Source organism: Sinosporangium siamense (assembly GCF_016863435.1).
Taxonomy (GTDB): Bacteria; Actinomycetota; Actinomycetes; order Streptosporangiales; family Streptosporangiaceae; genus Sinosporangium; species Sinosporangium siamense.
On sequence record NZ_BOOW01000027.1, the window covers coordinates 97,491 to 115,940 of the forward strand.

At 72.8% G+C, this 18,450-nt stretch carries 15 protein-coding genes; 13 read left to right on the forward strand and 2 right to left on the reverse strand.

The window, feature by feature from the left end; all coding sequences use genetic code 11:
* Positions 1–445: 445 nt before the first annotated feature.
* The 8 genes from Ssi02_RS20140 (at position 446) to Ssi02_RS20175 (ending at position 9,509) form a co-directional block, all read left to right on the forward strand.
* Positions 446–1,393: an FKBP-type peptidyl-prolyl cis-trans isomerase gene (locus tag Ssi02_RS20140; RefSeq protein ID WP_204027614.1), complete on the forward strand. Its 948-nt coding sequence runs from the start codon at positions 446–448 to the stop codon at positions 1,391–1,393.
* Positions 1,394–1,575: 182 nt separating this feature from the next.
* The gene (locus tag Ssi02_RS20145; protein WP_204027616.1) at positions 1,576–2,649 is read left to right on the forward strand and encodes an S-methyl thiohydantoin desulfurase family protein; all 1,074 of its coding nucleotides are present in this window, start codon (positions 1,576–1,578) and stop codon (positions 2,647–2,649) included.
* On the forward strand, positions 2,646–4,175 hold the full coding sequence (locus tag Ssi02_RS20150) for a hydantoinase/oxoprolinase N-terminal domain-containing protein (RefSeq protein ID WP_239129150.1): 1,530 nt from the start codon (positions 2,646–2,648) through the stop codon (positions 4,173–4,175). Before Ssi02_RS20145 ends, Ssi02_RS20150 begins: the two co-directional genes overlap by 4 nt.
* A gap of 27 nt (positions 4,176–4,202) precedes the next feature.
* Positions 4,203–5,834 carry an ABC transporter substrate-binding protein gene (locus Ssi02_RS20155; RefSeq protein WP_204027618.1) on the forward strand — a complete coding sequence of 544 codons (1,632 nt, stop codon included), beginning with the start codon at positions 4,203–4,205 and terminating at the stop codon, positions 5,832–5,834.
* 4 nt (positions 5,835–5,838) lie between these two features.
* Positions 5,839–6,855, forward strand: a complete 1,017-nt coding sequence (locus Ssi02_RS20160; protein ID WP_204027620.1) for an ABC transporter permease — start codon at positions 5,839–5,841, stop codon at positions 6,853–6,855.
* Positions 6,852–7,811, forward strand: coding sequence for an ABC transporter permease (locus Ssi02_RS20165; protein ID WP_239129153.1), 960 nt, complete (start codon positions 6,852–6,854; stop codon positions 7,809–7,811). Before Ssi02_RS20160 ends, Ssi02_RS20165 begins: the two co-directional genes overlap by 4 nt.
* Positions 7,808–8,689 carry an ATP-binding cassette domain-containing protein gene (locus Ssi02_RS20170; RefSeq protein WP_239129156.1) on the forward strand — a complete coding sequence of 294 codons (882 nt, stop codon included), beginning with the start codon at positions 7,808–7,810 and terminating at the stop codon, positions 8,687–8,689. The genes Ssi02_RS20165 and Ssi02_RS20170 overlap by 4 nt, the downstream gene beginning before the upstream one ends.
* Positions 8,574–9,509 carry an ABC transporter ATP-binding protein gene (locus tag Ssi02_RS20175; RefSeq protein ID WP_239129158.1) on the forward strand — a complete coding sequence of 312 codons (936 nt, stop codon included), beginning with the start codon at positions 8,574–8,576 and terminating at the stop codon, positions 9,507–9,509. Before Ssi02_RS20170 ends, Ssi02_RS20175 begins: the two co-directional genes overlap by 116 nt.
* A 47-nt stretch (positions 9,510–9,556) precedes the next feature.
* Here the strand turns inward: Ssi02_RS20175 and Ssi02_RS20180 are convergent, their stop codons facing one another.
* Entirely contained in the window at positions 9,557–9,928 is a 372-nt protein-coding gene (locus tag Ssi02_RS20180; RefSeq protein ID WP_204027622.1) for a hypothetical protein, read from the reverse strand.
* Positions 9,929–9,957: 29 nt separating this feature from the next.
* On the opposite strand from Ssi02_RS20180, the gene Ssi02_RS20185 reads away from it, so the two are divergent.
* Together Ssi02_RS20185 and Ssi02_RS20190 are read left to right on the forward strand one after the other, a co-directional pair.
* Complete coding sequence (locus Ssi02_RS20185) at positions 9,958–12,780, forward strand: hydantoinase/oxoprolinase family protein (protein ID WP_204027623.1); 2,823 nt, start codon at positions 9,958–9,960, stop codon at positions 12,778–12,780.
* Entirely contained in the window at positions 12,777–14,483 is a 1,707-nt protein-coding gene (locus Ssi02_RS20190) for a hydantoinase B/oxoprolinase family protein (protein ID WP_204027624.1), read from the forward strand. The genes Ssi02_RS20185 and Ssi02_RS20190 overlap by 4 nt, the downstream gene beginning before the upstream one ends.
* A 323-nt stretch (positions 14,484–14,806) precedes the next feature.
* Here the strand turns inward: Ssi02_RS20190 and Ssi02_RS20195 are convergent, their stop codons facing one another.
* Positions 14,807–15,874, reverse strand: a complete 1,068-nt coding sequence (locus Ssi02_RS20195; RefSeq protein ID WP_204027625.1) for a DUF3866 family protein — start codon at positions 15,872–15,874, stop codon at positions 14,807–14,809.
* Between the two features lie 97 nt (positions 15,875–15,971).
* Between Ssi02_RS20195 and Ssi02_RS20200 the strand changes: the two genes are divergently transcribed.
* From Ssi02_RS20200 to Ssi02_RS20210, 3 genes are read left to right on the forward strand one after another with little or no spacing between them, the layout of a single operon-like run.
* Positions 15,972–16,964: a helix-turn-helix transcriptional regulator gene (locus Ssi02_RS20200; protein ID WP_204027626.1), complete on the forward strand. Its 993-nt coding sequence runs from the start codon at positions 15,972–15,974 to the stop codon at positions 16,962–16,964.
* A complete protein-coding gene (locus Ssi02_RS20205; protein WP_204027627.1) occupies positions 16,961–17,935 on the forward strand; it encodes a helix-turn-helix transcriptional regulator in 975 nt (324 codons plus the stop codon). Before Ssi02_RS20200 ends, Ssi02_RS20205 begins: the two co-directional genes overlap by 4 nt.
* The gene (locus tag Ssi02_RS20210) at positions 17,932–18,123 is read left to right on the forward strand and encodes a hypothetical protein (RefSeq protein WP_204027628.1); all 192 of its coding nucleotides are present in this window, start codon (positions 17,932–17,934) and stop codon (positions 18,121–18,123) included. The genes Ssi02_RS20205 and Ssi02_RS20210 overlap by 4 nt, the downstream gene beginning before the upstream one ends.
* Positions 18,124–18,450 lie beyond the last annotated feature (327 nt).

Below are 18,450 nucleotides of genomic sequence, written 5' to 3' on the forward strand. Positions count from 1 at the left end.
GCGACTATTACGCCGAGCGGTCTTTCTCGTGCGGGCTCCAGCGAGTGAGTGGAACGTTCCGGAAGGGCGCGGGGCGCCCTGCGGAAAGAGATGAAAAATCACTCCTTCGCGCACATGGCACTATGAGGGGCACTGCTGATCCCGCTGTCACGGGGGCGGGGGGAGCTCCGCGCGTACAAGATGACCATTCCGGGGCACGATGGGGAGCCCCACCCGCAGACGCGCGCGGGCCACGAGTGGCTCTACGCAGCCCCGTCGCCCTGAAAGCCCGGAGAACGCGTTCACCTGGGAAACGGAAACAGGGACGACGCGCAGGTGGCAGGGCAAGGGTTGAATGGGAAGCGGTCAACTCTCGGCAATGGACCGGTTTGCTTAGCTTCGCCCTACAGCGCATTCGGATAAGGTGACGCGGACAACCGACGTCTTCCCCGAGGGATACCTTTCCATGCGCCGACGCCGACTGGCCGCCCTGCTGGCCGTGCCATTGCTCTTTGCCGCAGCTTGTGGGACGGATAAGGGCACCGGCGCGACGTCCGCGTCCTCCTCCGCGCTTCAGGTCACAGGGGAGGCCGGCAAGCAGCCTCAGGTGAAGTTCCCGGGCGGTTCGCCCGCGAAGACGTCTTCGGTCAACATGTTGAGCGAGGGCACGGGTGAGTCGTTCAAGAAGGGCGACTCGGTCCTGGCCAACCTGACCGTCTTCGACTGGGACGGCAAGAAGAACGCGATGGCCGGCTCGACCTACACGAGCAAGCCTGAGCTGATCAAGGTGGACGACAAGCTGCCCAAGGTGCTGTTCGACGCCTTCCACAAGGTCAAGCCGGGTGGCCGGTTCGTCGCGGTGGTGGCTCCCGCCGACAGCTACACCAAGGAGGACCTGGAGCAGGCCAAGCAGCAGGGCATCGACACGAGCAACCCGAAGGTGTTCGTGTTCGACCCGGTGCGCGCGGTTCCGGTCATGATCAAGGGCACGGGGGCCGACCCGGAGGTCAAGGGCGTCAAGCTGGAGAGCCCGGAGGGCGCGGCGCCCAAGCTGTCGACCAAGACCGATGAGAAGGCGCCGAAGGAGCTCATCTCCAAGACCGTCATCGAGGGCGACGGCGCCAAGGTCGAAAAGGGCCAGACGATCATGGTGCAATACACCGGAAAGATCTGGGGCACCGACCGCGAGTTCGACTCAAGCTGGGCCAAGGGCGGCGCGCCGGTCTCCTTCCCGATCGGTGTCGGCCAGGTGATCAAGGGCTGGGACCAGAGCCTGGTGGGCGCCAAGGCCGGCAGCCGCCTGCTCGTGTCGATCCCGCCGGACCTCGGCTACGGCAAGCAGGGGCAGCCTCAGGCCAACATCAAGGGCACCGACACGCTCGTCTTCGTGGTGGACGTGCTCGGCTCCTACTGATCCACGCCTCTGACCTCGCAAGATCACCCGTCCTCCGCCTCAGCGCTCACGTCCGGCCTCCGGACGTTGATCGCTAAGGCGGGGGGCGGGTGTGTTCGTTGTGACGGGGCACCAATAAGGTGCCGTTTCATGTCGATGACCACCATTGAGCAAAATGTTCTGATTGCACAATGATTCCCGTCATGGAGGCGAGTCGGCTCATCACGGCGGACGACGTCGCACCACTGGCCCGTGGCTGTGCCGTACTCGGCACGGGAGGCGGCGGTGACGTCGCCTCCGGCGCCCTCGCCGCCCGACGGGCGGTCGAGCAATACGGCGGCGTCCCCCTCATCGCCCTCGGCGACCTGAGCCCGGACGACGTGATCCTCCCGCTGGGGATGATCGGCGCCCCCACCGTCGGCCACGAGATGATCCACGGCGACGACCAGCCCGCTCTCATCCTCCGCGAGGTCGAACGCCTGCTCGGCCGCAGGCCCGCCGCCGTCATGTCCTCGGAGATCGGCGGCTCCAACGGTGTGCACCCCGTCGGGTGGGCCGCCAGGCTCGGTCTGCCGCTGCTCGACGCCGACGCCATGGGGCGGGCCTTCCCCGAGGTGCAGATGGTCTCGATGCACGTCGCGGGGCTCGCCCCCACCGTGATCGTGCTGGCGGACGTGGTCGGCAACGTGACGGCCGTGCGGCCCGTGGACGGGGCGTGGGCCGAGCGCATCGCCCGCGCCGTCTGTGTGGCGGCCGGGTCGAGCGCCCTCATGGCGGACTACATCCTGCGGGCGGCCGAGGCGCGCGGCGCGCTCATCGAGGGCACCGTGAGCCGCGCGATCGCCCTGGGCCGCGCCGTCGACGGCGCCGCCGACCCATTGGGAGCGCTCACCGCCGAGCTCGGTGCCAGGAACCTCCTCAACGGCAAGATCACCGACCTGCGGCGGGAGACCACCGGCGGTTTCGCCCGGGGCGCCGCCGTCGTCACGGGGGTGGGCGGCGACCGCGGCCGCATCATCACCCTGGAGATCCAGAACGAGAACCTCGTCGCCGTCGAGGACGGCCGCGTGCTCGCCATGGTGCCCGACCTCATCACCGTGGTCGACACCCAGACGGCTTCCGCCGTACAGACCGAGGGGCTGCGTTACGGGCAGCGGATCAGTGTGCTCGCCTGGCCCTGCGATCCGCTGTGGCGCACCCCGCGCGGCATCGAGGTCGCCGGGCCACGCGCCTTCGGCTACGACCTGGACTACGTCCCCGTCGAGGACATCCCTTGACCGCCCTGCGCGTCGGCGTCGACGTCGGCGGCACCAACACCGACGCGGTCGTGCTCGACGCGGCCGACCGCGTGCTCGCCCGCGCCAAACGGCCCACCAGCCCCGATGTGACCGCGGGGCTGCGGGCCGCGCTCGACGCGGTGCTCGGCGAGATCGGCGGGCGGGCGGACGAGGTGACCCGGGTCATGCTCGGCACCACACACGCCACCAACGCGATCCTGGAGCGCCGCTCCCTCGGCCGCGTCGCCGTCCTGCGGCTCGGCGCACCCGCGACTACGGCGATCCCGCCCCTCACCGGCTGGCCCGCGGACCTGCGCCGCGCCGTGTCGGCGGGCGAGGCGGTCGTGGGCGGCGGCCACTTCGTCGACGGGCGCCCCATCGCGCCGCTGGACCGTGCCGCCATCCGCCGTTTCCTCACCGAAGGCGGGCGCGAGGCCGACGCGGTCGCGGTGACAGGGGTGTTCAGCCCGGCGGGCGCCGACCAGGAGAGGGAGGTCGCCGAGATCGTCCGCACTGAGCTCGGCGCCGCCGTCCCGATCTCCCTGTCGCACGAGATCGGCTCCCTCGGCCTCGTGGAACGCGAGAACGCCACCGTGCTCAACGCCGCGCTGTACGGCGTGGCCCGCGACGTGACGCGTGCCCTCACCGACGCCCTGGCCGGCCGCGGCCTCGCCCCGCAGACCTATTTCGCGCAGAACGACGGCACCCTGATGGCCGTGGACCACGCGGCCCGCTACCCGGTGCTCACCATCGGCTCCGGGCCCGCCAACTCCCTGCGCGGCGCGGCCCTGCTGTCCGGGGTGTCCGACGCGATCGTGGCCGACGTCGGCGGCACCTCCACCGACTTCGGGGTGCTCGCGGGCGGTTTCCCGCGCGAGTCCGCGGCACCCGCCGAGATCGGCGGTGTCACCACCAACTTCCGCATGCCCGACATCCTGGCGATCGCGCTCGGCGGCGGCAGCGTCGTCGCCGGCGGCGCCGTGGGGCCCCGCTCGGTGGGATACCGCATCACGCGGGAGGCGCTGGTCTTCGGCGGGCGCACCGCGACCCTGACCGACGCCGCCGTCGCCGCCGGGCGCGGCCGGGTCGGCACCCATCCCGTCCCGGACCTCGACGGTCTGGCGGCAGCCGTACGGCTCGCCGACGAGATGGTGGCCGACGCGGTCGACCGGGTATCCCTCGGGAGGGGCGATCGGCCCCTCGTCGCCGTCGGCGGCGGCGCGTTCCTTCTCCCCGACACCATCCCCGGCGCCGGCGAGGTCGTCCGGCCCCCCGACGCCGACGTGGCCAACGCCGTCGGCGCCGCCATCGCGCTCGCCGGCGGCAGGTCCGGCACGATCGTCGCCGGCCGCACCGGCAGGGACGCCGCCGTCGAACGGGCCAAGCGTGAGGCCGCCGATCGGGCGGTCGCCGCCGGGGCCGATCCGGCGGCGGTGGAGATCGTCGAGTTGTCCGAAGTGCCGCTCAGCTACCTCGAAGGGCCCGCCGTCCGCGTGCACGTGAAGGCGGCCGGCCCGTTGAAGTGATCAGCGAATGAAAGGAACCCCCCCACCATGCGCCGGCAGAGACGCCTGCTCGCCATCGGAACCGCCGCCGCCCTCGCCCTCGTCGCCGCCTGCGGCGGCGGCCAGGTGCGCGGATCCGGAGACCGCTCCCCGGGGGCCGCGCCCTCGGGCGCGGCAGGCGGCGGTGCGGTCGACACCACCTTCGTCTACGCCCCCAACCTGGACGTGGTCACCGACTGGGACCCGGCGAGCTCGTATTCCAACGAGATCATCGCGATGCAGAACATCTACGAGTCGCTCACGAAGTTCAACATCCAGACGCAGAAGGTCGAACCGCGCCTGGCCACCGCCTGGACGGCGTCCGGCGACGCCAAGAAGTGGACCTTCACCCTGCGCGAGAACGTGAAGTTCCACACCGGCAAGCCCCTCGACGCCGAAGCCGCCAAAGCCGCCATCGAACGCACCAAGGAGGAGGGCGCGGGCGCGGCCTACATCTGGGACTCGGTCAAGTCCATCAAGGCCAAGGACGCCAAGACCCTGGAGTTCAAACTCAAATATCCCGCGCCGCTCGACCTGCTGGCCTCCGCCGACTTCGCCGCCTACATCTACGACACCACCGCCGCGGGGTCCGGCGATCTGAAGAAGTGGTTCGCCGAGGGCAAGGACGCCGGATCCGGCCCCTACACCGTCGACACCTGGCAGAAGGGCAAGGAGGTCGAACTCAGCCTCAAGGCGTTCGACGGCTACTGGGGCGGCTGGCAGGGCACGAAGTACAAGCGGGTCGAGTTCCGCGTCACCCCCGAGCTCACCACCGCCGCCCAGCTCGTGCAGCGCGGCGAAGTGGGCTTCGCGCCGCGGCTCAACCCGCAGCTCTTCGCCCAGGCGGAGGCCCAGGGCGCCCAGACCGAGCAGGCGGCGTCCTTCCAGAACCTCCTCGCGCTGTTCAACACCCAGCACGGCCCCCTGAAGGATGTACGGCTGCGCAAGGCCGTGCAGAAGGCTATCGACTACGACGGCCTGGTAGCCGCGCTGAAGGGCGCGGGCGCCGCCGCCAGCGGCCTCGTGCCGCAGGGACTGTTCGGCCACGTGCCAGGCCGCGCCCAGAAGCAGGACCTGGCCGGCGCCGAGGCCCTGCTGAAGGAGGCCGGGCACGGGCCCGGCGGCAAGCCGCTCAAGCTCACCATGACCTACGCGCAGGGCGATGCCGACCAGCAGCTCCTCGCCACCCTGCTCAGCTCCACCCTCAGCAAGCTCAACGTGACGCTGGAGGCCAAACCGCTCCAGTGGAGCACCCAGTGGGACCAGGCCAAGTCCGGCGACACCGCCAAGCGGCAGGACATCTTCGTCATGTACTGGTATCCCGACTACGCCGACGCCTACTCGTGGTTCGTCAACGTGTTCCGCAGCTCCGCCAAGCCGTCGTTCAACCTGACCTACCTCAAGGACGACAAGTTCGACGAGGCCGTCGACAAGCTCACCGAACTGGCCGCGGTCGACAAGGACGCGGCGCTCAAGTCCTACGCCGACCTGCAGACCCGGCTCATCGACGAACTCGCCGTGGTGGCCGTGCCGTACGTCGTCAACTACCAGCGCGTGCTCGCCCAGGGCGTCTCCGGCTACGTGGACAACCCCGCCTACCCCAACGTGGTGTTCGTCTACGACCTGACGCCGGGCGCGTAGACCCGTGCCGCGCTACCTGACCCGCCGGCTCGGCCAGGCCGTCCTGGTCGTGGCCGGCGTGGTCGGCCTCACCTTCGCCGTCATGCGCCTCGTGCCCGGCGACCCCGCGGTCGCGTTCGCCGGGCCGAGGGCCACCGAGGCCGAGCTCGCCGCCGCCCGCGCCCGCTTCGGCCTGGACGACCCCCTGTGGACGCAACTCTGGAACTATGCGCGCGATCTGGCCCGCGGCGACTGGGGTGTCAGCCTGCACACCAAGCAGCCCGTCGCCCAGGACCTCGCGCTCGCCTTCCCCGCCTCCCTCGAACTCGTCGGCGCCGCCATGATCGTGGCCGTGGCCGCAGGGGTGCCGCTCGGTGTGCTCGCCGCGAGGTTCAAGGCCGGGCTGCCGGACTTCTCCGTACGCCTCACCTCGATGCTGGCGGTGTCGCTGCCGGTCTTCTGGCTGGCCCTGGTCGTGCAGACCGTCTTCGCCGGCAACCTCGGGTGGTTTCCGGTCGCGGGGGAGTATGACAACTCCCTCGACGTCACCAGCCCGCTGCGGGTCTACACCAACATCACCATCGTGGACGCCCTCATCACCGGCAACTGGCCCATCTTCACCAGCACCCTGTGGCACCTCGTGCTGCCCGCCCTGGTCGTCGCGGCCTACCCGGCCGGGGTGATCGCGCAGATGACGCGGGCGGCGCTCATCGAGGAGAGCGGCCAGGACCACGCCCGCCTCGCCCGCGCCCTCGGCTTCGGGCGGATCGCCGTGCTCACCCGCTTCGCGCTGCGGCCCGCCGCCGGGCCGGTGCTCTCGCTCATCGCCCTCGTGTTCGCCTACGCGATCGTCAACGGGTTCCTGGTCGAGGCGGTGTTCAACTGGCCGGGCGTCGGGCGTTACGCCGCCGACGCCATCCGGTCGCTCGACACCCCCGCCATCGCGGGCGTCACCCTGCTGGTCGCCCTCCTCTACGTCGCCGCCAACCTGGCGGTCGACCTCCTGCAGGGCCTCGTCGACCCGAGAGTGAGGGGCCGGTGAAGGACGAACACGACGCAGGTACGGCGGAAGCCGGCAAGACGCCCGACCCGATCACGGTGTCCGGGCCCGGCGGGCTCGTGGTCCCGGCCGGCGTCGTGCTCCGCCGTACCCCGCTGCGCGCGCTCGCCGGCGCGGCGCGCGGCGACCTGCTCGCCACCGCGGGGGCCGTGCTGCTCGCGGCGATCGTGCTGGCGGCGCTGCTCGCGCCCTGGATCGCCCCCTACCCAGAGGACGGCGGCACCGCCACCCACCCCGCCCAGGCGCTGCTGTCGCCGGGCGCCGGCCACTGGTTCGGCACCGACCAGGTGGGCCGCGACATCCTCAGCCGCATCCTGTTCGGCGCGCGCACCTCGCTGTTCATCGCGGTGGCCGTGCTCGCGCTCGCCGCGGCCGTGGGGGTCACGCTGGGCGTCGTCGCGGGGTACGCCGGAGGCTGGGTGCGCGACGTCATCATGCGCGTGACCGACGTCTTCCTGGCCTTCCCCGCGCTGCTGCTGTCCCTGGCGCTCGCGGTCGTGCTCCAGCCGAGCGTCGCCACGGTCGTCGTCGCCATCGCCGTCACCTGGTGGCCCTGGTATGCCCGGCTGACCGCCGCGGTCGCCCAGTCGGTGTCGGCGCGCGGCTACGTCGACGCGGCCCGCTGCCTCGGCGTGCCCGCGCCCGTGATCGTGTTCCGGCACGTGCTGCCCAACTCCGTCACCCCCGTGACGGTGCAGCTCTCCCTGGACGCCGGCGGCGTGATCCTCACCGCCGCCGCCCTGTCCTACCTCGGCCTCGGCGCGCACGAACCGACCGCAGAATGGGGGCTCATGGTGCAGCAGGGGCAGAGCCTGTTCACCACCGACTGGTGGGTGGTGACCTTCCCCGGCCTCGCGATCCTCGTCACCGCGTTCTCCTTCAACGTGCTCGGCGAAGGACTGCGCGCCGCCCTGGACCCGCGCGGGAGGAGCAGATGACGCTGATCGAGATCCGCGACCTCGAGGTGCGCATCGGCGGGCGCGTCGTCTCCGGCGTGCCCGAACTCGACCTCGCCGCCGGGCGCTGCACGGCGCTGGTGGGGGAGAGCGGCTCCGGCAAGACCACCGCGCTGCTGGCCGTGCTCGGCCTCCTCGACGGCGCCGACGTCACCGGGCGGGTCGTCGTGTGCGGCGTCGACGTGCTCAACGCCCCCGAGAAGATCCTGCGCGAGATCCGCGGCGCCAAGGTCGCGCTCGTCCTGCAGAGCCCCCAGGCCGCGCTCAACCCCGCAATGCGCCTCGGCACCCTCATGCGCCGCGCACTCGCCCGCCACGGCGTGAAGGGCGCCGCCGCCCGCGCCCGCGCCGAGCAGGCCGTCGCCGACGTGCTGCTCGACCCGGAGATCCTGCGCCGCTATCCCCACCAGGTGTCCGGCGGCCAGGCGCAGCGGTTCGCCATCGCCCTGGCTCTGGCTCTCGGCGCGGGGGTCGTCGCCGCCGACGAACCCACCAGCGCCCTCGACGTCACCGTCCAGGCCGAGATCGTCGCCGTGCTGCGCCGGCTGCGCGAGGAACGCGGCCTGGCCCTGCTGCTGGTCTCCCACGACCTCGCGCTCGTCTCCACCGTCGCCGACGACGTCCTCGTCATGAAGGACGGCGGCGTCGTGGAGGCCGGTCCCGCCGCCCGGGTCCTCACCGCCCCCGCCCACCCCTACACGCGCGACCTCCTCGCCGCCGTGCCCCAGATGAGGGAGCAGAGCCGTGAACACCGCCCCGACGCTGACGGCGGAGAACCTGACCCTGGCCTACGGCCCGGTGCCCGTCGTGCACGACGTGTCACTGGCAGTCGACGCCGGCGGCGCCGGCCTCATCGGTGAGAGCGGCTCGGGCAAGACCACCCTCGCCCGCGCCCTGCTCGGCCTGCTGCGCCCCCGCGCCGGCCGGATCACGTACGGCACAGCCGACGTGACCAGGCTCCGCCGCGCCGAGCGGGCCGGGTTCCGTGCCGCGGTGCAGCCGGTGTTCCAGGACGGCGGCGAGGCGCTCAACCCGCGCATGCGCATCGGCACGTCCATCGCCGAAGGCCTCACCGGGCGGCTCCGTGCTGCTGAGCGGCGGGCCGCGGTGGCGGAGCTGATGGCCGGCGTCGGGCTCGACCCGGCACTCGCGGGCCGCCGCCCGCACGAGTTGTCGGGCGGCCAGCGGCAGCGGGCGGTGATCGCGCGGGCTCTCGCCGTACGGCCCCGGGTGCTCGTGCTCGACGAGCCCACCAGCGCCCTGGACGTGACGGTGCAGGCCAGGATCCTGGACCTGCTGGAGCGGCTGCGGGGGGAGCACGGGCTCGCTTATCTGCTCATCACGCACAACCTGGCGGTGGTCGACCGGTTGTGCGGCACGTCGCACGTCATGTTCGCCGGGCGGGTCGTGGAGAGCGGACCCACGGGGGATCTGCTCACCCGGCCCGCCCATCCCTACACCCTGGCCCTGCGCGACGCCGTGCCCCGCGTCGGCGGGCCGCCGCCCGCGGCCTCCGGGCGCACCGAGGCGAGCCCCGCGCCCTCGGGATGCCCGTTCCGCCGGCGATGTCCCCTCGCGGTCTCCCGGTGCCGGGAGGAGGCGCCGCGTCCGCGGTCGCTGGAGGGGCGGAGGGTGGCGTGCCACCGGGCGGAGGAGGTCCTCGGCGGGCGGCGCGGGTGAGGCCTCAGGTGTCGCCGGGTTGGAGGCAGGTGTCCGGTTTGAGTTGGTCAGGTATCGCCGGCCCATTTCAGCGGGTCCGGCATGATCCAGAACCCCGGGTTGGCCACCTCGGCCAGCACCGTGGCGCGGCCGGCGTCGGAGATGTGGTCGCGGAACTCCATCGCCACCGCCTCCTCCTCGCCGTCGACGAGGAGGATCAGCCTGCCCCGGTGCGCCATCCGCCACCGGAACGCGATCGTCTCCTCGCCGAAGACCACCGAGTGGCTGTGGAGCCGGCCCGTGCCGTCCGCGTCGAACAGCACCTCGTCCCCGGACAGCACGCCCGCCGTCCCCAGCGCCGGCCGCCAGCGTCCCACGGGGCCGCGCTCCATCACCAGATCGCGCCAATTGTCCTTGTCACGTCCGCTCTGTAGCCCCATGGGCTCATATTTACCTACGGTCCGGAGCCATGACCACAATCGGGGTTGACGTTGGTGGAACGTTCACCGACCTGGTGTCGTTCGACACCACCACCAAGAAGATCACCGTCGCCAAGCATCCCACCACCCCCGCCGCGCCCGAGCGCGGCGTGCTCGCCGCCGTGGACGCGGCCGTGGGCGCTGCCGGGCTCGCCCGGTGCGAATACTTCGTCCACGGCACCACCGTGGGCCTGAACGCCCTCCTGGAGCGCCGCGGGGCCGCGGTCGGCCTCATCACCACCGAAGGGTTCCGCGACGTCCTGGAGATCAGACGTGGCGACCGCGACGACCCCTACGACCTCTTCTGGACACCCCCGCCGCCCCTGGTCCCGCGCAGACTCCGGCAGGAGGTCGCCGAGCGCGTCGCCGCGGACGGCTCCGTGGTGCGGCCCCTCGACCCCGCGGGCGTACGGCGGGCCGCGGCGGCCTTCGCCGCAGAAGGCGTCGGCACGGTGGCGGTCGTCCTCATCAACGCCTACGCCAACCCGGCCCACGAACACGCCGTCCTCGCGGCTCTCCGCTCGTCCGGCTTCACCGGGGAGGTGTCGCTGTCACACGAGGTGTCGGGCGAGTACCGCGAGTACGAACGCACCACGACCACGGTCGTCGACGCCCTGGTACGCCACCGCATGGGCCCCTACCTCCACAACCTCGACCACGAACTCCGCACCCGGGGCTTCACCGGAAAACTCCTCGTCACCCGCTCGGGCGGTGGCGCCCTCACCCTGGAGGAGGCGGCCAAGCGGCCTTTCGAAACCATCCTTTCCGGCCCTGTCGCCGGCGCCACCGCCACCGCCCACCTGGCCCACACCCTTGGCCTGGTGCCGGCCCCGGCCGGCTCTGTCGCCGAGCCGCTCCTGCCTCTTGAGGGAGCGAGCCGGGCCGAGGCATCAGGTGTTGTCACGGCCGGTGTGAGGGCCGGTGTGACAGCCGGTTCGACGGCCGTCGTGACGGATCCGGCCGGGTCGTCTGGGTTGACGTCCGGCGGTGTCGGCGGCACGCCCGGTTCTGCGGACTCTTCGGTCGCCGGAGCCGACGCCGTGCCGCCGCCCGGCGGCTGCCGGAGCGGCGTGCCGGGGGTCGCGGCGGGTCCGGCGGAGCCGTCCGGCCGGGCAGCTGCCGGTGGGGGTGCCGGGCCGCTCGGCTCGGCTCTTGCGGCTCAGCCGCTGAGGGATGTGGCCGCGGGTCAGGGTGAGGCGTTGGGGGCGTTCTCGGTCCCTCATGGCGAGTTGCCGGGGGCGATGTCCGCTGTCGGCGGTCAGCCCGGGGTGGCCGCTGGGGTTGGGCGGGTTTGGTCGGTGGGGGAGGCTCTGGGGCTTAGTGCGGCGATTGCGGCTGATGTCGGGGGCACGAGTTTTGATACGGCGCTGATTGAGGACGGCAGGTTGCCGTTGCTCTTTCAGGGGCAGGTGACGGGGCTGCCGTTGCAGTGCCCGTGGGTTGATGTCAGGTCCGTGGGGGCGGGGGGTGGATCGGTCGCCTATGTCGACGTGGGCGGGCTGTTGCGGGTCGGGCCGCGCAGTGCGGGGGCCGTGCCCGGTCCCGCCTGTTATCGGCGTGGCGGCGGCGAGCCGACCGTCACCGACGCCGCCCTCCACCTCGGGCTGATCCTGCCGGGGCACCTCGCGGGCGGTGTCGATCTGGCTCCCGGGCTCGCAGAGGCCGCCCTGGCGCCTCTGGCGGCGCCGGCGGGGCTCCCGGGCACCGACGCGGTGGCCGAGGGTGTGCTGCGCATCGCGGCGGCTCACATGGCGCAAGCCGTACGCGGGGTCACGGTGGAGCGCGGGGTGGACCCGCGGCGGGCCGCGCTCGTGGCCTTCGGGGGCGCGGGGCCGCTGTTCGGCTGCCTGCTGGCCGACGAGCTCGGGCTGAGCGCCGTCGTCGTCCCGCCCAACGCGGGCAACTTCTCGGCCGCCGGGCTCATCCAGGCCGACCTGGTCCGCAGCACGGCCCGCACCCTGCTGCGGCCCCTGTCGGACCCCACCCTCAAGGAGGCCCTCGACCTCGCAGAGACGCTCCTCACCCGCCTCACCGCGCCGTACGGCGAAGCCGCACAACCCGAGCAGGTGATATCCGTACTGCACGAGCCCGTGGACGGCCCTGGGGTGTCCACCGGGGGCGCCGGCCGCCGGAGCGGTCTGGCAGGGCCCCTGAGCGCCCGCACGGCGTCCGCCGAGCCCGTCGGTGGCCCAGAGGGGCATCCGCGCAGAGATGGTCGGGAGCGGCCCGTGAACGCCCCCTCGGCGCCGGGCGAGGCCGTCCGGCCTCTGAGGGAGCATCCGCCGTACGGCGAGGCCCTGCTTGACCGCCTGTGGCCCCGCACGGGGTCTGGCGAGGACCTTCGGAACTCGGGGGAGCATCCGCCGGCCGGCGAGGCCGTGCGGGAGGTCGATCTCGATCTGCGCCATCAAGGGCAGGAGCACACGCTCACGGTCCGGGTGGCGAAGGGAGAGAGCGCGGCGGAGGTGCGGGCCGCCTTCACGGGCGCCTACCGGCGTGCCTTCGGGCATGAACTGCCGGGTCCGCTGGAGATCGTGACCGTGCGGGCCACTCTGCGGGTGCCGCGGGCGCGGCACGGCGGACCGCTGCCCGCGCCTCCGGAGGCGGGTGAGGAGCGGGAGATCGACGTGTGGTCCTTCCGGCGGCGGGCCCGCGTCCGGACCCGGGCCGTGCCGAGGAGCGCGCTCACCGCCCCCGAGGCCGGCCCTCTCGTGGTGACAGAGCCCACCGCCACGACCTACGTGGACGAGGGCTTCGCCGTACGTCCTCACCCGAGCGGAGTGCTGTTGATCACCAGGGAGGAGACGACATGACGCGGACCGTCAGAACGGTCTTCGCCGCCGCGGACCCGGGGCGGGGCGCCGGGGCGGATCCGATCACCACCGAGATCGTGCGGCAGGGCCTCAACGCCGCCGCCGACCACATGAAGCGGGCCGTCGTCCGCACCGCCTTCTCCCCGATCATCTACGAGGCGCTGGACTTCGCGGTGGCGTTCTACGACGCCGACATGTGCATGCTGGCCCAGGCGCCCACTCTGCCGGCATTCATGGGCACTCTGGGCTTCTGCGTGCGGGCCGCCGTCGAGGGGGTGGGCGGCCCCGCCGCGCTGAATCCGGGGGACGTGATCCTCTACAACGACCCTTACGGCACGGGCTCGCACCCGCAGGACGCCGCCATGGTCGTGCCGGTCTTCGTGGACGGCACCCTGACGGCCTATTCCGCGATCAAGGCCCACTGGCTAGACATAGGCGGCAAAGACCCCTATTGCACCGACACCCTCGACGTCTACCAGGAGGGCACGATCTTCCCCGGCGTCAAACTGTACGACGCCGGCCGCCTCGTCACCGACATCCACCGCATGATCCTCGCCAACAGCCGCATGGCGGACGCGGTCGCCGGCGACATCGACGCGATGGTCGCCGGCGCCAGGGCCGGAGGGGAGGCCCTGGCCGCACTCGTCGAGAGGTACGGCAGAGCCGAGTTCGACACCTGCGTCGCCCGCATGTACTCCCACGGCGAGGCACTCGTCCGCGCCTTCCTCGCGGCTCTCCCCGACGGGGAGTACACCGCGAGCGGCACGATCGACTCCGACGGCGTCGGCGGCGTGCCCGTGCCCTTCGGGGTGAGGGTGACGGTCGAAGGCTCACGCGTCGAGATCGACCTCACCGGCTGCCCCGATCAGACTCCCGGGCCGATCAACTGCCCGCTGCCCTCCACGGTGGCCGCCTGCCGCCTCGCCGTGGCGTTCCTCGCGGGGGCGGGGGAGCAGCCCAACGAGGGCCACTTCCGGCCGCTCGAAATCCTCACCCGCGAAGGATCGCTGTTCCACCCCGTGCGGCCCGCCCCCTGCTTCATGTACGGCATCCCGGCCGACCACCTCATCGAACTCGTGCTCGACGCCCTCGCCGAGGTGGTGCCGGACGTGCCCGCGGCCAGCGGCGGCGACATCAACGCGCTGGTGTGGTGGGGGCGGCGCGAGGCCGGCGAACCCTGGGCCGACGGCGCGCCCCACCCCGTCGGGCAGGGGGCGTCGCGGCACGGCGACGGGGCCGCGGCGCTCATGTACCTGTCGCAGTCGGCCACCCGCCTCACCCCCGCCGAGGTCTGGGAGGCACGCAATCCCTGGCGCGTCGAACGGCTCGCCCTGGCCGCAGACTCCGGCGGACCCGGGAGGTTCCGGGGCGGGCTCGGGCTCGATCTCTCGGTGCGCTGCCTGGAAGATCAGCACCTCACGAGCGCTCTGGCCCGCACCGCCACCGCCCCATGGGGGAGGGACGGAGGGCTTCCGGGCCGCCCGAACCGGCTCGTCGTCGAGCACCCCGGCGGCCGAATCGAGGAATGTGCTCTGCGAACCCGCATTCCCTTGGCCAAGGGTGCCGTCGTACACTTGCGGACCGGCTCAGGTGGCGGATACGGCCATCCGGGCCGGCGAGACCCCGAAGCGGTCCGCACCGACCTGCGCGAGGGCTACATCACCGAGGAGCATGCGCGTCGCCATTACCCGCACGCGCTCTGAACCCTCCCGGGGGCCGCACTGTGGCGGGGCGGCCCCCGGGGGGCTCGCCCGTGCCCGCCCCGCGAGGGCCGGGCACGGCGAAGCCCTCTTGACTGCGGCGTCCCCTGGGCGGGGGCCGTACGGCGAAGTCTTCTCGACCACCGGCGGGCGGTACGGCGGAAGCCCTCTTGACTGCGGCGTCCCCTGGGCGGGGGCCGTACGGCGAAGCCTTCTTGACCGCGGCGTCCCCTGGGCGGGGCCGTGCGGCGGAGCCTTCTTGACGCCGGCGGGCGGTACGGCGAAGCCGTCGCCTGGGCGGAAGCGTCTCAGGCCGGCGGTGTGATTCAGTCCAGCAGTGTGGCGGTGTGCCGGCCCGCGGCGGCGGCGGCCAGGAAGGAGGCGAGGTCCTGGTCCAGCCCTCGCCCCATCGTGGACAACCGCACCGGACTCGCCTCAAGGGCCTCGCGCAGGCCGCCGACGGGCACCTCGACGAGCTCGTGGCGCTCGGCGAGGGGTGCGGCCTCGGCGCGGACGCGCTTGCCGAAGTCGCCGTCTAGCAGGGGCACCACCACCTGGGCGCGGGCCAGCGCGACGCGGCCGTAGGCGGTCAGGGAGTGGTGGGACACCCCGATGTGCCGCTCGCGCAGATCGCCCTCGCTGACGCGCAGGGAGGCCACGGGACGGCCGCCGAGCACGGCGGCGGCGTTGACGGCCTCACCCGCCGACACCCCGGAGAAGCCCCACCGCGTGCCGGTGCCGAGGTTGCCGGGCCCCTGGGCCACGATCGCCGCGTCGGCCCCGAGCACGTGCCGGGCGGCGAGGAGCCCGGTGTGCAGGGTGACGGTCTCCAGGTCGCCGCCGAACGCCTGCCCGGTGGTCACCACCCCGCAGAGCCAGCCGAGCTCGCGCAGCCTGGCCGCCGACATCGAGAACCACGCGGGCAGGGCGCCGCCGTCGGGCACCACATAGGCCACGCGGGTGCCGGGGCGGTCGGCCCGCAGCCCGCACAGGACGGCGGGCAGGGCCGAGTGCAGGTCGGCGACCACGACCGGCATGCCGGTCAGGGAGTCGGCCTCGCGGAGTGTCTCGTGGTGGGGCGACCCCTGCTCGTCGGCACCGAGCACGGTCGCCTGCAATGGGGTGTAACGTGCTTTGACGAGGTGCCCGGGACCGGTCGGATCCCCGGGCAGCCGGTCGGGGATCGCCACCACCATGGCATAGCCGCCGGTGCCGAGACCCATCGCCAGCGCGGTGGTGTTGAGGAGCACCTCGTCACCCGGCTCGGGCCGACCCACCAGCGGCGGATAGGCCAGTGCCCGGCATCCTCCCTCCGGGAGGGCGACGTCCAGTTCCACCGCACCCGGCCACTCCCGCCGGATCCGCTCGACCGTTCCCTTGCGCCATCTGATCACGTGGGGAAGGGTAGCGTTCCCCGCCTCCCCGATGGCGGGAACCGACGCTGATCCGCCGGGTGCGCAGCACGATTGACAGCAAAAGGAGGACGGCCGGATGTCGCGCCGCAAGACCGAGCGGTTGCTCAATCTCGTCATCTGCCTGCTCGCGACACGAAGGCCGCTGTCGGCCGAGCAGATCCGCCACGCGGTGCCCGGCTACGACAGGGACGGCGACGAGGCGTTCCAGCGCATGTTCGAGCGGGACAAAAACGAGCTGCGTGAGATCGGCGTTCCCATCGAGGTGCACCGCGACCCGTGGGAGGAGGAGCCGGGCTACCGCATCGCCCCCGAGGCATACGAGCTCCCCGAGATCACACTGGAGCCCGACGAGGCCGCGGTGCTGGGCCTGGCCGCCCGGGTGTGGCAGCGGGCCAGCCTCGCCGAGGCCGCGAGCGGTGCGCTGCTCAAGCTGCGGGCGGGCGGCGTGGCCACCGACGAGCCCGCGCTCGGCGGCGGCGGCGCGCTGGAGCTCCGCGTCGACACCCGCGACCCTGCCTTCCCCGCCTTCTGGGAGGCGGTCCGCGACCGGCGCGCGGTGCGTTTCGGCTACCGGGTCGCCGCGGGCGAGTCGGTGCTGACCCGCACGGTCGAGCCGTGGGGCGTGGTGTCCCGCCGCGGCAAGTGGTATCTCGCGGGGCACGACCGCGACCGCGACGCGCCGCGCGTGTTCCGCCTCAGCCGGGTCGTCGGCCAGGTCACCCCTCTCGGCCGCCCGGGGGCGGTCGTGGTGCCCGAGGGCGTCGACCTGCGGGCGATGGTCAGCCCATGGGACGAGTCCCCGAGTGAGCCGCCCGTGCGGCGCACCGCCACCCTGCGCGTGCGCAAGGGCACCTGCCAGGGGGTGCGGCAGATCGCCGCCGCCGTGCGCGAGGGCGACGGCGAGTGGGATGAGGCCGACCTGACCTTCATCGACCCGGCCCGCTTCGCGGTCTGGATGGCGAGCCTCGGCCCCGACGCGCAGGTCCTCGGCCCGCCCGACGCCCGCGACGCGGTGATCGCCACCCTCAAGGGCGCATACGAGAGCAACGGCACGGAGGCCGGCAGATGAGCAGCACAGCGGACAGGTTGCCGAGGCTACTGGCGCTCGTGCCTTACCTCATGTCCCACCAGGGGGCGCCGGTGGCCGAGGTGGCCGAGGTGTTCGGGCTCAGCGAGAAGCAGCTCATCGACGACCTGCAGCTCGTCTGGATGTGCGGACTGCCCGGTCACACCCCCGGCGATCTCATCGACGTGTCGTGGGACGGCGGCGAGATCCTCATCGAGAACGCCGAGACCATCGCGCGGCCCCTGCGCCTCGGCATCGACGAGGCCAGCGCCCTGCTCGTGGCGCTGCGGCTGATGAACGAGCTGCCGCTCGCCGAGCTGCCGGAGCCGGAGCAGCGCGACGCGCTCACCCGCGTGATCGCCAAGCTTGAGCGCGCGGCGGGCGACGGCGCCGCGGCCGTCAGCAGCCAGGTCGCGGTCGAGGTCGACGCCGCCCCCGGCGCGCTCGCCACCGTCAACGAGGCGCTGCGGCGCGGCAGGCGGCTGTCCCTGCGCTACTACGCGCCCGCCCGCGACCAGGTGACGAGCCGCGAGGTCGACCCGCTGCGGGTCGTCGTGGTCGACGGCCGCACCTATCTGTCGGGCTGGTGCTATCGCGCGGAGGCCGTGCGCCTCTTCCGGCTCGACCGGGTGCAGGACGCCACGGTGCTCGACGTGCCGGCGGCCCCGCCCGAGGGGGCCGAGCCGACCGACGTCACCCAGGGGGTCTTCCGCCCCTCGCCCACCGACGAGCTGGCCGAGCTGGAGCTCACCCCCGCCGGGCGCTGGGTCGCGGAATATTACCCCTGCGAGAGCGTCGAGGAGCTGGGGGAGGGCCGCCTGCGGGTGACCCTGCGTGCCCGCGACACCGGCTGGATGGTGCGGCTGGCGCTGCGCCTCGGCGAGACGGGCCGCATCGTCGCCCCCGCCGCCCTGGCCGCGCGGGCCCGTGAGCAGGCCGGGGTCGCCCTCGCGCTCTACGATGATCGCCCATGACATGGATTCTCGTGGGCGCGGGGTTCTCCGGGCTGGTCGTGATCGCCGTCGCGGCGGTGCGGGTCCAGGCCGCTGTCGGCGCCCTCGCCAAGGAGATCGAGCGGTCCCGCGCGGTGCTGACGCCCAAGCGAGCCCACCTGGGGGATGAGATCCGCGCCGCCGGGAGCCGCACCCTCCCGGGGGAGTGAGGGCGAACATCTGGGGTCGGCCCGCCGAACGCGGGGGGACGGCGGGCCGAACATCGAATCCTTGGGTGGGGCGCGGCTCGCGTGCCGGCTATTGCGGTCCGCGATCGACCGTGCGGGAGAACACCTCTGACCGGACGTTTGGCCTGATTACTGGACTAAACGGCGCGCTTGATCATGTCCCCCGCCGAGTGTATGTTCGATTAACCTGGCCGGGGGAAATGCACTGGGGTTTCTCCCACGGCGAAACGGCGGGGAATCACATGCTCGTTCGGGGTGGTGAGTCTTTGGACTTCTGCGCGTACGATCGGGGGAAAGACTCGCCTGCTG